Here is a 14,742-nt window from a genome sequence, read left to right on the forward strand (position 1 = left end):
CTACAAATCAAACGGCGATGTGTCAAGTTACAACCTACTTTGCAAAATAACCGGTCTTTGTACGCGAGATCAGGGCCGTGTCCGAGGTTTCGAGTGTGATCGTGCGCCATTTGCCGTCACGCTTTTCATTTATGGGTTGGTATTCGATCGTATATAGCGTCCTGAGATCAGCCGCGACCTTTGCGTAAAGCGTGCCCATTTCCTCGAGTCGGTTGATGGTATTTACAACGCCGCCGGTACGGTCAGCGATGATCTGGAGTCTTGTACGTGCGGCATTGTACATCGCAACCTGTCGCGGCGTCGGATCGGCAAGTTTCGCGGGGTCTCCGGTCGGCAAAGCGAGCGGATAGATAGTAACGCCCTGACGATCGGCCTTGTTGAGCACTCGCTGCAGAATGTCGCTTGTCTCAGGTTTGATCGCGGACGGAATCTGATCGTCGGGCAGATTCGCCATTTGCTCACGGTCGATGTCCCTTACGGCGGTATCGATCCCGTCGGACAGAACTATTATCGCCTTTCGGCGGCTTTTTTCGCCGGATAGCTTTTCGAGAGCCAGATCGATCGCCTTAAATAGCTGGGTCTTGCCGCGTCCATTGGAAAGTTCGATAGACGTGCCGATCGTTCGACGGTCGGTCGTAAAATCATTACGAACATTCACCTTGTCGTAAAATTCGATCACCGCTACGCGATCTTGGGGAGTCAGGGCATCGACAAATCTGAACGCTGATTGTTTCATCACTTGTCGGAATCCAAGCGTCGATCCGCTCATATCCAAGATCATCACCACGCTGAACGGGGCAGACGATGGTTCAAATCGTGTGATCTGCTGCTTTACACCGTCCTCGTAGATAGTAAAGTTCGAACGGTCGAGGTTCACCATCGGTCGTCCTCGCCCGTCGACGACGCCAACATTCAAACGAACGATAGACGAATCGACACGGATCGGATCGTCGTCCTGTCCAAATGCAACAGTTGCGATCGTCGTAAGCAAAATTAGAATGGCAATCGCCCGAACTGATGACATAACAGAATATTAACAATCAGACGCTATTTATCGAAGTGCGGGTTGTATATCGATTGACGACAAAATTCCCTTAACATTAACAAAATAATCGGATACAATCAGAGATTATTTGCATTGACCGGAATCACGGAACGTAAATTCCGCAAAATCCGGGTTCGCAAACGTCTACGAAAGGTGACCCGAATGCTCTTTCGACCGAAATTTTGTGCAAACTGCGGAATTAAGATCGAACGATCCGAGTGGCGTCCTTGGACGAGTCACCGATTCTGTCAGGTTTGTGAAACGGAATTCAAGGGGCAGGATCTGATCATTAGAGTTTTGGTCGGGGCGTGCCTGGTGATCGGTATTGTTGGCGTCGGAGGGTATTTTGAGCGAGGTGTCGCTCAGAGATCGGCAATGCCGGATCAGGCTAAACGTTTTGCAGAGGCACCGCCTCAGACACGCACTCCGGTTGCTGCGCCGAATGCGGAAGTGAATAATAAGCCGCAACCGTACTCAACAACTCGGTCAGCAACGAATGTTGAAGTTGATTCGTCAAACTCTGCGAGAAGTGCGAGTAATGCGGTCGATCAGCCCTCAGCAGAGGGTGAGGTAAAGTATTTTTGCGGTGCTCAGACCAAAAAGGGCACGCCGTGTTCGCGAAAGGTAAAGGGGAATATTCGCTGTTACCAGCACGAGGGATTGCCGGCTATGCTACCGGCAAGTAAGTTGCGTATCGGATGAAAGAGATCAATAGGATCGGTTAGGTATTTATAGGCTAAATAATGAAACCACTTGCTCCAAACACAATGATCCAGAACCGCTATTTAGTGGTTCACCTGATTGGCAAAGGCGGTATGGGCGAGGTCTATCTCGCTGTTGACCAGCGTTTGGGTAGCGCCATAGCTCTCAAGCGTACCAGTTTTGCGGATGACGCCGGTCTTGCCGCCGCCTTTGAAAGGGAAGCCAAAATACTGGCACGCTTACGGCATCCGGTATTACCAAAGGTCAGCGATCACTTTACGGATAACGGTGAGCAGTATCTAGTGATGGAGCATATATCGGGAGACGATCTATCGCAGCGTCTTGAAACGGCAAATAAAAAGTTCCCCCTCAGTTGGGTAATGTTTTGGGCAGATCAGCTTCTGGACGCACTTTCATACCTGCATTCGCACGAACCGCCGATCATTCATCGCGACATCAAACCGCAGAATCTTAAGCTTACGGATGAGAATCATATCGTGCTCCTCGATTTCGGATTAAGTAAGGACACTGCCAATAAGTCCGTGATCTCGGCTCCGGGCACATCCGGCAGTGTGGTCGGCTATACACCACACTTTGCACCGATGGAGCAAATACGTGGTACCGGAACCAATCCGCGAAGCGATATATATTCGCTATCGGCGACGTTGTATCAATTGATGACAAATGTTGTCCCGGCGGACGCTTTGTCGAGAGCCGATGTGATGCTCAATGGTATGGATGACCCGATCGAGACACTCACTGAGCTGAATCCCGAGATCTCACCGGCGGTCTCTGCCGTGATCCTCAAAGGACTCGAGGTCAGTCAGGAAAAGCGGTATGCCACGGCCGGAGAAATGCAAAAAGCTCTCCGCTCAGCGTATGCCCAAGTCCAAACTGCGATGGCCGCCGACACTGTTGTTATCAACGCAAACGATTTTGGCAACGACGTGCATATGACGTCGCCGCCGCAAAATATTAACGCACCAACGGCTCCGTCGAAGATGGATACAGGTACGGATTCGCAGGCCTTTGTGAGTCCGACCGCCACGCCACCGGAGGTTATCGAACCGGTTGCTGTATTGCCTCCACTCGACGCGACGATCCAGATGGATCGTCCCAACGGGGCCGATGAGATACGACAGGCTGATGTAAAGACGGAAGTGTTTCTCGGTGCGGATTCACCGATCGCCGCAGCAATTCCGCCGTCACCATTGGCGGATCCACCTGTCACACACTCGAGTCCGCCGCAGTCGGAAGTGTACGAGCCTGCGGCGACGGCCGCTTTCATTGATGTAAGTACGGCAACTTCGGGAAATGAGCCCTCAACGCCGGAGTTCTTTGAACCTGTCGCACCGGTTGCGGTAGTTGACGAGCCAAAACCGGCCAATGCCGCGGCAGTGCCGGCAACACCTGCGGCCGTCGCGAAGACCGCGAAGCCGAAAAAGCGTTCGAAAGCCGGCCTCGTAGTTGGCGGGCTGATCGGATTGGTGCTTTTGGGTGCGATCGCTGCAGGTGCGGCCTGGTTCATTTACAATAATTTTATCGGACCGGGAACGGTCGCGCCGACGCCGATGCCAACACCATCGGCAAGTGTAACGCCCGAGGCAACGCCGTCAGTTACGCCTGAGCCGAGTCCGACGTCATCAGCGGTGGACAATACGAATACAGATTTCGGTTCGAATGTCGGGGTTGAACCGACGCCCGAACCGACTACGGAACCAACAAATGGTTCGACGACGACCACAAGGCCGACACCGCGCACTGTTCCGGCAAAGAATCCGCCAACCGGGCCGGCCAGAACCCCGTCTACCAAACCGCCGGTGACGCCAAAGGGCAAGCCAAATAACGACCGAACGGTCATCGACCAATAAGTCGAGTAGAGCGATATTATGAGCAAAAAGTTAATTTCGATCTTTAGTTGTTTTATTTTGTTGACGGTAATTACGCTTATCGGGCAGACCATCGCCAGCGCCCAGACCAAAAAGGAACGCCAACAGGCGATCCAGTTGGTAAATCAGGCAGATAGATACTTTAATCAAAAGGACTATCGCTCGGCGGCCGATACCTACGGGCAATCGATCCGTTTAGTGCCGAATAACGGATATGCTCATTTCTGGAAGGGGTATGCTCACTACAATCTTAAGGAAAATGATGCCGCACTCAGCGAATTTGCGATCGCGTTGACCCAGGGTTTCAAGCCGCTTCAGATCTATACCGTTCGTTGGTATGTCTACTACGACCAAAAGGACTATGACGCGTCGATCGCTGATGTTCAGCGTGGATTGGCACTTGATCCTAAAAATATAATGTTCCTCAAAGCTCTTGGCGAATTACGGTTGGCCAAAAATGAGTTTGGAGAGGCACTAAAGGCATACCAACAGGCGTTGCTAGTTGCACCAAAGGACGGTGATCTCTACTACAGCATCGCACGAGTTCAATACGGACTTGGCAATACTGGAGGCCAGGGTTCTGCGGCCGAAGAAGCTATCAAAATGAATACAATGCTGCTCGGTGACGCATACTATCTGCTCGGTGATGCGCAGCAAAAGCAGAAGAAAAACACGGAGGCCGTCGCGTCGTATCAGCGTGCGATCGCCGCCAAACCGCTAAGCTATCAGGCGTACAGGAATCTGGCTGAGATATTTCGGAGCGAGAGCCGATACGATGAGGCGATCGAAATCGAGAAGCGGGCTCTGTTGCTATATCCCAACGACGGTTATATCTACACTGATATCAGTTGGTACTACAGCCTGGCCGACCGTCACGAGGAAGCTGTCCAAGCAGCTCAATCTGCGACGAAGATACTGCCGACCGAATCTATGGCGTACACCAATCTCTGCCGTGCTCTGAACGATACCAAGCAATATGCAGAAGCGATCACAGCCTGCAACAGTGCACTCAGGATAAATCCAAAGGACGGCGAAACTTACTTTTACCTTGCCCGAGCGTATGACCTCACCGGTCGTACGGCGGACGCGACACGTAACTATGCGTTGGCGGCAAGGGACCTGGCTGAAACGGCGAAAGCGGACCCGACGAATGCCGACTCGTATTATTTGCTGGGAAACGCTTATTTTTCGGATAATCAGCGTGATCGAGCCGTCGAGGCCTACACCAGATGTCTTGAACTCAATCCTAGATTCGCAAAAGCACGTCTAAATCTCGGCCGAACATTTGTCCTAAAGCGGGATAAGGCCGGAGCACTGACACAATATAATGAATTGCTGAAGATCGATCAGAAGCGGGCTGCACAGCTAAAAGCAGAGATCGATAAGTTGTAGAGGGATGAGCGAATGATCGGACCTAGAGCACGCATCCGAGCGTGCTCTTTTTATTACAGTCTAACGCTTGCTGCCGGACCGGGTACTAACGTTGACTGTCTTGAATTTGAGAACAACCCGGACGTTCTCACCGCGGTTATCCATTACGGCCGGAACGAACGGGGTATTTGACAGATCGGATTGGAGTGCTCGTTCGAGATCGGCGATCGCCTTGGCATCCTCACCACCCTCGACAACCTGAGTCACACTCGCTAGTCCGTTTGAAAGGACATTTGCCACAACTACCACCTCATCGCTACGCAAACGGGAACTGACCAATGTGCGGGTGAGAGCAACGAGAGCCCCGTTTGGATTGATACTGGGCGATTCACCCGCGACAGACATTCGCGAACGAGCATATTCGGTCGGCGAAATGTCACTGGCGTCACCATTATTGGGAGCCAACATTATGCGAGTATCTCGTCCGCGATCACTTGAGATTATCTCACCTGCCGAACGAGCACCGGCAAACATCATCGAAAGGAATGAGATCCCTATGATTAGTGATGTAGCAATTCCTACACTCAAAGGCATCAGCTGCATCGGTATCCAGTCACTGACGACGGTCGTAAAATACGACGGTGGACCTTCAGCGATCTCGTCACGTATAGCTCGCTTAATAGTGCTAGCTACGGCAGACGATATTACAGGTTTGCCGAGGTGTCTCAGATCGATCCGGATCAGCCTTTCCTCATCCAGTTCCTGCCGACAGAGCGGACAGGCTGAAAGGTGGGTGTCGATCGATCTGATCTCATCTGTCGACAAAAGTCCGTCAACGTATAACGAGAATTTAAGATTTAGATCATTGCACTTCATATCATTAATGTCGGTCCGTTAGATCTGTGGATCTGCGGCCCTAACCCAATGAATGGCTCACTGACCCCGGCTGTTTTCAAAAAACCGAAAACAACGCTGGGCTGCGGCTCAGGTTTGCGATCGTCGAAACTTCGGTATATCCGCATAGACTTGTTGCTGGCCCATTCAAACAAATACCTTTGTAACTACTCACGATGACCTATTCCCTCAACTCTCGCTCTCTTGTGACCTATCGTTTGGCACCGATTGTTTTTGTCTGCAAAGATGAGACCGGGGCGAGTCAACCATTCATCGAGTTATCAAAGATCTTTTAGTCGCCGCCGCAATTCTTCACGGCCGCGGGATATGCGGGACTTTACAGTTCCTATCCCGATGTCCAGAGCCAATGCCGTTTCGTCGTAACTCAACCCCTCGATATCGCATAAGATGACGGCTTCTCTAAACGCGATCGGCAGATCCAACAGTGCTGAGTTGAGTGCTGCCCGGCGTTCCCGAGCCAGAGCCTCACCCTCGGGGCTCAGTCCACGATCCGCAATGGTGTCGGACAACGTCATTTCGGAATCGCCAATGGTCGCATCCAATGAGATCGTCCGGTCACGCTTACGGCGTTTCCACCACCGAAAACGGTTTCGCGATTCGTTGACCGCAATGCGAAACAACCAGGTCTTGAGGCCCGATTCACCACGAAATTTGCTCATCGAGCGAAACGCGTTTAAGAACGTCTCCTGAGTAAGTTCGGCGGCATCGTCGGCATTTTCGGTCAGCCGGTAGAGCAACGAAAAGACGTCGCCCGAGTATTTGTCGACAAACTCATCAAAGGCCGCGGCGTCGTTCGCCTTTAATTTTTCAAGCAGTTCGGATTCGAAAGATATTCGGGCGGAGTAAGGCTGTGCCGCCGGAGCGGAACTTCGGAATTCTTCGTCGTCAAGTGTCATTGACCTGGTGAAGACCATTTCCTGCCTTTAGTGGATTCCGATCTTGGGAACCCTCAAGCTGTCCGTCCGCTCATTTTCGCGAACCGGAATACTTAGACACCGATCATCCCAAAATGTTCCCGTAAATACGAAAAAAACTTTTGAACGATCAATTTCAGCCAAGGCATATCGGCTTTCGATTTCCCGTTAGTTGCTCTATCCGTCGATTTAAGCTAAATTAACTCTTTTGGAAATCAGCCGATCTCGGCAATTATACAACGATTGTATAAGTTAGAATTGCAGTTTTTTTATCATGGCAAGAAAGCAAAGACGATTTGAACAGTTGGCCGCGGCCGCATCTAAACCTGACGAAAAGATCAGCTATCAAGATCCGATCCAGCAGCAGGTAAACCAGAAGCTTGAAGACGTAGGCAAAAAATTTGAGGGTAAGGGAAAGTCGATCCTGTACGGCATCGGGGTCGTATTACTCTTGTTGATCATTGGCTTCGTCGCTTATTCATATATGCGGCGTTCATCAGGCTCCGGTCAGGCAGCCCTTGGTAAGGCGATAGAGACCTCGCAGGCTCGTGTCACCGATCAACCCCTTCCGGCGGGATCGACCGACCGTGTCTTTAAGACCGAAAAGGAACGAGCCGATGCCGCGATCGCCGAATTTCAGGCTGTCGCAGACAAGTTTGGCGGTTCGGTCGGCGAAAAGGCAAAGTATTTTATTGCAGTTAACCGATTGATGTCCGATCGTGCTGCGGGTATTACCGAGCTCGAGACACTAGCAAAGGGAAGTTCAGATACGGCAAAGCTTGCTAAATTTGCTCTTGCTCAGACTAAGGCTGACGATGGCAAGTATGATGAGGCGGTTACGCTTTACCAGGAGTTGGCAGCGATGCCGGATCCGATCGTCGCAAAGGACACCATCAACTTTGCTCTGGCGAAGGTATACGAGAAGCAGAGCAAAAAGCAGGAAGCTGTCGATATTTATTTTGCGATCGCCAAGGCTGCAGCGGAGGCCAAGGACGCCGACGGCAAAGCTCTGCCGTTGACCGAGACCGCTCGGAACGCTAAGGACAAGGTTACCGAACTCGCACCGGACAAGGCTAAGGAAATCCCGGAGGCAACGCCTGATTCGCCTTTTGATAATTAAAGGCGGCCTGATCGATAACTTCAGACAAGCCCTGACTGTATCGCGTACATTCAGGGCTTTTTCGTTTTGTGACAGAACTTATTGTTTTGACGAGGTCGAATGGATCGGATAGCTTTCTGATCAGGTAGTTAGGAGAAATGCTTAAAAAGATCCAAGACCAAGCCCTTACGAGTTCAACCGGCGAGCGTTCCGGCAGGGCAGTCGTCGAACCGTTCGACCCGGTTCGGATCCGCGTTTCCCCACATTCGTATTTTATTGCTTTGCTACTCGGGTCATTTTTTTCTGCATTTCTGTATTATCTTGAATTTGATCTGATAGCGTCCGTACTGTTCATATGTGCGTGGATCGCTGTGCCCTTTTTGGCACTTACCGATCAACTGGTCTTTGACGGCCGGTGTTTGGTACGTGCGGGGATATTGCCGTCTGTTTGGTCGCGGTTCCACGGCACGCGGCGGAGGCTCAAGTTGACCGATATCGAGCAGATCGAAACTCAGGCAATCCGTACCATAAAACGCGGCGGCAACTTGTATTACCGATACCGCACGGCAGTTCGCGGCCGCGGATTGACGCTAGTGTTTGCCTCGGGCGGCGACGAGTATCGCAGAATGATTGGAGTACTGCTGCCTTTGGTATCCGAAAATATACTCGATCGCTGCTCACTCGACCTTAGAGACCACCTTTCAGATTCTAAAGAAACACTGATGAAGGCCGAGTTCGAGCATATTCCGTCTGCCGGATTCTTGCGGGCGGAGTTTGAACGCAAGTCGACCGGGACGAGATCAGTTGCAAACCCAACCGATGAAGATCGAGCACGCGCCGACTATTTGACGATGCTCGGTAATGAGTTGCGGATCAATGGATATTTATTACAAGGGGCGGAAGCCTTCCGGCGAGCTCTGGTGATGGACCCGCAAAATAGCCGGATCTTGTACGGACTTGGCAGTTGTCTGCTATCGATTGCTGGAACCGAGCGGAATGTCAGGCTGGAAAGGCGAGCGTTTGCCGCCTTACGACTTGCCCAAAGGGATCCGTTGATCGATGGTGAAACGCTTGCCCGCATTGGTGAGGCGTTTTTCCAGTCTAACGAGCTTACTCTCGCCGAGCGGGCGTTTAGGCGGGTGCAGGATGACCTTGGCGGCGGTTTCAGGGCCGCTCTTGGCCTTGCGGAAATAGCCTTGCGAGAAAGCAAGCTAGCGTACGTTATCCACCATTTTTCGACTGCGAACCGAGTATCGGAGACTCCGGCACTTAGACGTTGGACTCGCGGCGAAGTCGCTTATTTCTCAAACCTTAACAACGATGATGAATATCTCGAAATGGAGATAAGCCGTGTGAACTTGCTGGAAACGCTGGACACTCTTAAAAATTCATCACTTCGCATCGCGCTTTTCGGATTCCCGGCAATATTTGTCGGCTTGCTTGTCGACGACTCTCTGATCGCGACACTCGGTTGGGCGATCTCGGCGATCGCACTGATGGTCTGGACCGGGATGAATATCGGCGTGAAGATGCTCGCCTCACGAATACCGTACGAACTGCTCGAAACCGAAGATCAAAACTGATCAACGTCGACCTTCGTCATTAGTATATTTATCAACTTTCAAATGTTGATACTGTAGAAGATGCTTGGTGCTTTAACAGCGGTATTGAGCTAGAATCTCGTTATGAAGAAATATCTCGTTGTAATGTTCGCGGTCGCATTCCTTTTGGCGGGATTCTTGTTCGTGGATAGCCGCGGCCCGAGTGCGCAGCGTATAACCAAACCCACACCGGAGAAGCAGCAAGTGATGCCTGAGGTGGTTGTCCTCGGTAAGAACGCTAAGTTGGGCCGCGTGACATTTAATCACTTAAAGCATAATGGCGGGGAATACAACGCAGGTGGGCCGATCGCCTGTATCGAGTGTCATCACACCGCTCAGCCTGCGGCTGACCTTGTGAGTGCCCCGCCACATAAGACGGTCTGGCCGGCGGGCCGTACGACGACTCTGACGGCCGAACTATTTGCCGAAGATCCAAATAAGGCTGGGGTTGCTGCCTGCCGTGATTGCCATGCTAGGGCGGGTACTAAGCCCAAACTACTCGACAAAATGCCCGTGTTCGAAGATATCGGTACCGAAACGGTCACCAAATTGACGAACCAACTCGCGTTTCATCAGGCGTGCGATACCTGTCATTTTCAGATCGGCTTTCGCTCCGGCGACACAAAGGCTCCAAAATCAACGAACTGCACGACTTGCCATATTGCACCTAAGGGCAAACGATAGGCATCGTGACCGAGCTTTGATCTAATAAAAGAGGGCTTCGTTCAAGTGAACGAAGCCCTCTTTATTGCAGTGCAGTTTTTCAGTGACTTTAACTTGCTACGCCTTGGTCGCTGCTTCCTTAGGCAAACTCAGCATCGAAGACCAACGATATTCGGGTACGTCCCAACCTTCCTTCAATTTTCGTAAAATGAATTCGGTCATATGATCGACGATCCATCGATGATTCTTTTCACCGACCGAGGCGAGTTCGGCGTCCGGTGCAGGATTCATAAAGTCGATCGCGTACGGCACGCCGTCCTTAATAGCAAATTCGACGGTATTAAGATCGTATCCGAGAGCGGTGCAGATGGTCTTGACGTCTTGCTCGACCCGAGTGTGCAACTCCGGCGTTAGGTAATCGTCAACGTCAACATACTGCATTCCCGAAAGATACGGTTTGGACGGATCGTAGGGCATTATCAGCACGTTTTCTTTTCCGACACAGTAGCATCGGACAAAGTGATCATACTCGATGCCTTCCTGCAGCGTCATACACAGCGTGCCGGACTCATTGTATTCCTTAAAAAGCTCGTCCGTATTATGGATCTTGGAAACGTTTTTCCAACCGCCACCGTCGAAGGGTTTGAGGAAAGCGGGGAAGCCGACATAGTCGGTCACGCCCTGCCAATCGATCGGGAATTCGAGATTGCGTAGACTCTCAGGCGTTATGTCCTTGATATAACTATGCTGCGGCAATAGAACGGTTTTCGGGATGGCGACGCCTAGTTTATCAGCCAGGCAAAAATTGAAGAACTTATCGTCCGCTGACCACCAAAATGGATTGTTGATGATATACGTACCCTCAAGAGCCATACGTTTGAGCGTTGCTCTGTAATAGGGCACCTCGTGCGAGATGCGGTCGATCACAACATCGTACTTCTTTGGCTCATCGAGGCGAATGCCGCCTATGGTGATCCATTCGGCGACAACCTCGCCTCCGCTCTGTTCAGCGATGCTCTTGATCATTGATTCGGGAAACGTAACTTCGCGTCCCGCCAAAATTCCTACTCGTTTCATAATTAGTTTCTCTTAAAAGTATTCGTCGTAAGTGATATTTCTAAACAATTGCAAAAACTCAATCTTAGTTGATTGGACATCACAGGGCAAGAAAACCCAAATAGAAATGCCCGACGCAGAGGTCGAGCATATGTCTTTTGATCAGATCCGGCCGTAAGAGATATTATTTGGCACCGGGCAGCAATTCGTAATTGCCCATTTCGCGGTTGTAACTGTCGAGTGCCCCGACCGAGTCGGCGGTTGCGTCGAGCATCTGTTTGGTCATCGCGATCGAATCAGAAAGCTGTTCGAAGTCAAGCAGAGAGAATTTCTCAGGTGTAGAGATCGTGACGATCTCGTCGTTTAAGTAGCTGAAAAAGTTTTCGATCGACTGCAACTGGCCCTCGACGAGCTTGACGCTCTTTTCGATCTCGTCGAAAGATGCGATTCGGCGTTTGAGGATCTCGACATTGGTCTGCTGGACCCGCTTGGTCTTTTCATCCGTAGAGCTTTCCATTGCCCTAAATGCCTGCGAGAGTTGGTTATGGACTGCCTGCCGATTTATCGACCTGAGGTGCTGTTTACGCCGGCGATAAACGTCCAGAAGGTCTACGAAATCCTCCCATCGCTGATCGAGTGCCCTTAGATTAGAAGGCAATTCGGTTGAGCCCGTAAACTTTCGGTAGTTATCTTGTATCTTGTCCTTTAACCAACGCAGATATTCGACCGCTTCACGTTCACGCGGGGTAAAAGCCTTGATAGTGTTTTCGCGCCCCGCAATATGAAGGCGCAGTCGGCGTTCGTTCTCCCGCTTCTGAACTAACTGACGATATTTCGGCAAGTTAGGAACTACCAACAAATATATGGCTTCGAAAACCAGGGCGATAAGCAGCGGAATCACGCTGCCGGTGAATGCCGCCGCTGCCAGAAAGCCGGCAAGCGCCCAAAAATTTCCGGGCTCTTTGACCGCTTCTTTTGCGTAGCTTGAATTGAAACGGTCGATGTCCTGCCGGTATTTCGCTATATCAGCCATATCAAAGTCACTAACAGATCTATTTCCGGGTAATTATGCGACGAGGTCAGAATCAATTCGAACGCCCAGATTCCGTTGCCTCGTTGACAATGACCTGATCTAAAACGTCTTCATCGTCAGCCGTACCAGTGCCGGACGAGATCTGTTTGCTTTCAGGCGGCGAACCAGCGCCGAGCATACCCATTGATTGTTTGTATTCGAGCAGTTTGTCCTGGAGTTGAATGTCCATCGCCTCGCGCTCGATATCCTGCAATTGAGCGTCAACCGTCGAGGAGCCCAACTGTAGTTTTGCTTCGGCGGCAGCGACACGGCGGTCGATCTTTTCGCGCATTTCGTTGAACGTCGACGAATCGTCGCCGATATTAAACGTATCCATTGTCTGCGCGAGCTGTTCCTGAAGCTTTGCCTGCTTGGCGGCACTTATAAGTTGCATCGCCTCGGCAGAGCGCTTTTTCATATTCAAGACGTAGTTGTCGCGGGCTTTCAGAGCCTGTTTTGACGCTACGCCTGCGTGCTCGGCCTGAACGGCGGTGCGTTCAAGATCCATTTGGGCTTGCTGGAGTTGTCCGATGTATGCCGTCGCAATATCATCGCGTCCCATCTTGACCGATGCCTTGATCTTGGAGTCGAGGTCAACGACCTGGGTCGAAAGATTCTCTTTCTGCTTGAGCAAAAGCCGTTCGGTCGCCATTACCTGAGCCACGGAATTGTTAAGCTCCGGTACACGGTCGCGCATATCACGAATCGTTTGCTGGAGCACCAATTCGGGGTTTTCGATCTTGTCGAGTGCCGCTCCCGTGCTCGCTCTAAAGACTCTTGTTATTCTTGCCCACAATCCCATTTTCTAATTTCGCTCCTACAAATAGATATCAATAGTTCCTTACGCCAAATCCCTTACGACAGGCAATTTGCCAAAGTTGCAATTTCCGAACTCAGTATAACAGGAAAAAATATTAAGTGAATAGGATATTATTACTTTGACTTACGACAAAATTCGGTTTTCAATCGAAGCATCTATTAGCGATCCGAAATCTAAGGAAACAATGAAATGACCAATGACCTGATCACTTTGGTGACTGAGCTTGACCGCGAATTACTCGATCTATACGGCCAGGACACCGCTCTTTTCGAGGAACTTACCGGATTGCAGCGAAGTTTGGGGATAATGCACGGTGACCGCCCGATCTGCCCTTTCCTGCGGCCGTATTTTCTTTCGGGGTCAGATTATCGGGAGATCTGTCGTGTTGCGAACGTATTGAGCGGAGCTTTTGATGCAATGACCATTGCCACGCTCGAAAGTCCGGAATTGGTGGCCAAATTGGGCCTTACGAAGATGGAAGAGCGATTCGCACGATTCGAGCCCGGTTATGCGAGTGTTTCCGTCACTAGCCGTCTTGACACATTCCTTTTTGACGGTGGCTTTAAGTTTCTTGAGTATAATGCCGAAAATCCAGCCGGGATCGGCGACCAGCCTTCGCTCGAACGTTTGTTCACACATATTCCACGCGTTCGGCAGTTTCTGGAGGATAATGCTCACTATCTTCCAAAGCCGGAAAAAAAACTACTTGAGGCTCTCGATCGGGCATATCGCGAATTTGGCGGAACTAAGCTGCGGCCAAACATTGCGATCGTTGATTGGGCTGGTGTAGATACGCGTTCGGAGTTTGTTATCTTATGCGACTATTTTCGATCGCAGGGCCACAATACGATCATATGCGATCCGGAGAGTCTGGAATACGACGGAAAAACGCTTTGGAGCGGAGCTTTTGAGATCGACATCTTTTACAAAAGGGTGATAATCCACGAGTTCCTCGAGCGATTCGACGAAACGCACCCGTTGTCGCGTGCTATGGCGGATGGCAATATTTGTATGGCCAATTCGTTTCGCTGCAAGATACCACACAAAAAAGCCAGCTTGGCCGTGTTGAGCGATGATCGGTACCAAAGGCTTTTTTCGCCGTTGCAGTTAGAAATGATCGCAAAGCATATACCGTGGACGCGACGGGTCGAGTTCGGACCTACGTCTTACGACGGAGCAGACGGCATTGATCTGATCGAACTCATCCGCTCTAAGCGTCATCGATTTGTGCTTAAGCCAAATGATGATTACGGCGGAAAGGGAATCGCATTTGGTTGGGAAAGCACCGAGAGCGAATGGGACGACGCGATCGAGCACGCGGTCGATTCGACCTATATTGTCCAGGAAAGGGCAGTTGTTGCACGGACCGACATACCGGTATTTGCCGACGGCGAAGCTCGTATCGAGAGTCTGACCGTCGATTTTGACCCGTTCTTGTTTATGGGTGAGGTCGAGGGCGGTATGGTCCGGCTTGCCGCCGGTTCGCTCGTCAATATAACCTCCGGCGGCGGCGAAACGGCCTTAACTATTCTAAACGAGTATTAAAAGGACGCAAGATTTCCGCACACTGTGCGTTCCTCAGACAGTGCCGACAG

General features: G+C 51.0%; 13 protein-coding genes. 7 read left to right on the top strand and 6 right to left on the bottom strand.

Annotated features, from left to right (window positions below; all coding sequences use genetic code 11):
* Positions 1-34: 34 nt before the first annotated feature.
* Entirely contained in the window at positions 35-1,024 is a 990-nt protein-coding gene (locus tag IPQ00_00350; GenBank protein ID MBL0239018.1) for a VWA domain-containing protein, read from the bottom strand.
* A gap of 183 nt (positions 1,025-1,207) precedes the next feature.
* On the opposite strand from IPQ00_00350, the gene IPQ00_00355 reads away from it, so the two are divergent.
* The 3 genes from IPQ00_00355 to IPQ00_00365 are packed head-to-tail and all read left to right on the top strand — an operon-like array spanning position 1,208 to position 5,028.
* Complete coding sequence (locus tag IPQ00_00355; protein ID MBL0239019.1) at positions 1,208-1,747, top strand: hypothetical protein; 540 nt, start codon at positions 1,208-1,210, stop codon at positions 1,745-1,747.
* A gap of 41 nt (positions 1,748-1,788) precedes the next feature.
* A complete protein-coding gene (locus IPQ00_00360; protein ID MBL0239020.1) occupies positions 1,789-3,618 on the top strand; it encodes a protein kinase in 1,830 nt (609 codons plus the stop codon).
* Between the two features lie 18 nt (positions 3,619-3,636).
* Positions 3,637-5,028 carry a tetratricopeptide repeat protein gene (locus tag IPQ00_00365; protein MBL0239021.1) on the top strand — a complete coding sequence of 464 codons (1,392 nt, stop codon included), beginning with the start codon at positions 3,637-3,639 and terminating at the stop codon, positions 5,026-5,028.
* Positions 5,029-5,088: 60 nt separating this feature from the next.
* On the opposite strand, the gene IPQ00_00370 is transcribed toward IPQ00_00365, so the two are convergent.
* Positions 5,089-5,883 (bottom strand): zf-HC2 domain-containing protein, encoded by a 795-nt coding sequence (locus IPQ00_00370; GenBank protein MBL0239022.1) that lies wholly within the window; start codon positions 5,881-5,883, stop codon positions 5,089-5,091.
* 299 nt (positions 5,884-6,182) lie between these two features.
* Positions 6,183-6,836, bottom strand: coding sequence for a sigma-70 family RNA polymerase sigma factor (locus tag IPQ00_00375; GenBank protein ID MBL0239023.1), 654 nt, complete (start codon positions 6,834-6,836; stop codon positions 6,183-6,185).
* A 274-nt stretch (positions 6,837-7,110) separates the two neighbouring features.
* Here IPQ00_00375 and IPQ00_00380 point away from each other — a divergent pair, with 274 nt between their 5' ends.
* The 3 genes from IPQ00_00380 (at position 7,111) to IPQ00_00390 (ending at position 10,220) form a co-directional block, all read left to right on the top strand.
* Positions 7,111-7,956 (top strand): tetratricopeptide repeat protein, encoded by an 846-nt coding sequence (locus tag IPQ00_00380; GenBank protein ID MBL0239024.1) that lies wholly within the window; start codon positions 7,111-7,113, stop codon positions 7,954-7,956.
* Positions 7,957-8,093: 137 nt separating this feature from the next.
* A complete protein-coding gene (locus tag IPQ00_00385) occupies positions 8,094-9,518 on the top strand; it encodes a hypothetical protein (protein MBL0239025.1) in 1,425 nt (474 codons plus the stop codon).
* A 102-nt stretch (positions 9,519-9,620) separates the two neighbouring features.
* Complete coding sequence (locus IPQ00_00390; GenBank protein MBL0239026.1) at positions 9,621-10,220, top strand: cytochrome c3 family protein; 600 nt, start codon at positions 9,621-9,623, stop codon at positions 10,218-10,220.
* Positions 10,221-10,316: 96 nt separating this feature from the next.
* Here IPQ00_00390 and IPQ00_00395 read toward each other — a convergent pair whose 3' ends face one another.
* The 3 genes from IPQ00_00395 to IPQ00_00405 all read right to left on the bottom strand — a co-directional run bounded on the left by IPQ00_00395 (position 10,317) and on the right by IPQ00_00405 (position 13,129).
* Positions 10,317-11,276, bottom strand: coding sequence for a hypothetical protein (locus IPQ00_00395; GenBank protein ID MBL0239027.1), 960 nt, complete (start codon positions 11,274-11,276; stop codon positions 10,317-10,319).
* Between the two features lie 163 nt (positions 11,277-11,439).
* Complete coding sequence (locus IPQ00_00400) at positions 11,440-12,288, bottom strand: hypothetical protein (GenBank protein MBL0239028.1); 849 nt, start codon at positions 12,286-12,288, stop codon at positions 11,440-11,442.
* Positions 12,289-12,340: 52 nt separating this feature from the next.
* Positions 12,341-13,129, bottom strand: a complete 789-nt coding sequence (locus IPQ00_00405; protein ID MBL0239029.1) for a PspA/IM30 family protein — start codon at positions 13,127-13,129, stop codon at positions 12,341-12,343.
* Between the two features lie 207 nt (positions 13,130-13,336).
* On the opposite strand from IPQ00_00405, the gene IPQ00_00410 reads away from it, so the two are divergent.
* Positions 13,337-14,692: a hypothetical protein gene (locus tag IPQ00_00410; GenBank protein MBL0239030.1), complete on the top strand. Its 1,356-nt coding sequence runs from the start codon at positions 13,337-13,339 to the stop codon at positions 14,690-14,692.
* The last annotated feature ends 50 nt before the right edge of the window (positions 14,693-14,742 follow it).

This window comes from Chloracidobacterium sp. (assembly GCA_016720705.1).
GTDB lineage: Bacteria > Acidobacteriota > Blastocatellia > Pyrinomonadales > Pyrinomonadaceae > OLB17.

What these genes read in the sequence shown, in the direction of transcription:
- IPQ00_00350 (MBL0239018.1), bottom strand. Translation starts at nt 1,024, where the DNA reads ATGTCATCAGTTCGGGCGATTGCCATTCTAATTTTGCTTACGACGATC.
- IPQ00_00355 (MBL0239019.1), top strand. Translation starts at nt 1,208, where the DNA reads ATGCTCTTTCGACCGAAATTTTGTGCAAACTGCGGAATTAAGATCGAA.
- IPQ00_00360 (MBL0239020.1), top strand. Translation starts at nt 1,789, where the DNA reads ATGAAACCACTTGCTCCAAACACAATGATCCAGAACCGCTATTTAGTG.
- IPQ00_00365 (MBL0239021.1), top strand. Translation starts at nt 3,637, where the DNA reads ATGAGCAAAAAGTTAATTTCGATCTTTAGTTGTTTTATTTTGTTGACG.
- IPQ00_00370 (MBL0239022.1), bottom strand. Translation starts at nt 5,883, where the DNA reads ATGAAGTGCAATGATCTAAATCTTAAATTCTCGTTATACGTTGACGGA.
- IPQ00_00375 (MBL0239023.1), bottom strand. Translation starts at nt 6,836, where the DNA reads ATGGTCTTCACCAGGTCAATGACACTTGACGACGAAGAATTCCGAAGT.
- IPQ00_00380 (MBL0239024.1), top strand. Translation starts at nt 7,111, where the DNA reads ATGGCAAGAAAGCAAAGACGATTTGAACAGTTGGCCGCGGCCGCATCT.
- IPQ00_00385 (MBL0239025.1), top strand. Translation starts at nt 8,094, where the DNA reads ATGCTTAAAAAGATCCAAGACCAAGCCCTTACGAGTTCAACCGGCGAG.
- IPQ00_00390 (MBL0239026.1), top strand. Translation starts at nt 9,621, where the DNA reads ATGAAGAAATATCTCGTTGTAATGTTCGCGGTCGCATTCCTTTTGGCG.
- IPQ00_00395 (MBL0239027.1), bottom strand. Translation starts at nt 11,276, where the DNA reads ATGAAACGAGTAGGAATTTTGGCGGGACGCGAAGTTACGTTTCCCGAA.
- IPQ00_00400 (MBL0239028.1), bottom strand. Translation starts at nt 12,288, where the DNA reads ATGGCTGATATAGCGAAATACCGGCAGGACATCGACCGTTTCAATTCA.
- IPQ00_00405 (MBL0239029.1), bottom strand. Translation starts at nt 13,129, where the DNA reads ATGGGATTGTGGGCAAGAATAACAAGAGTCTTTAGAGCGAGCACGGGA.
- IPQ00_00410 (MBL0239030.1), top strand. Translation starts at nt 13,337, where the DNA reads ATGACCAATGACCTGATCACTTTGGTGACTGAGCTTGACCGCGAATTA.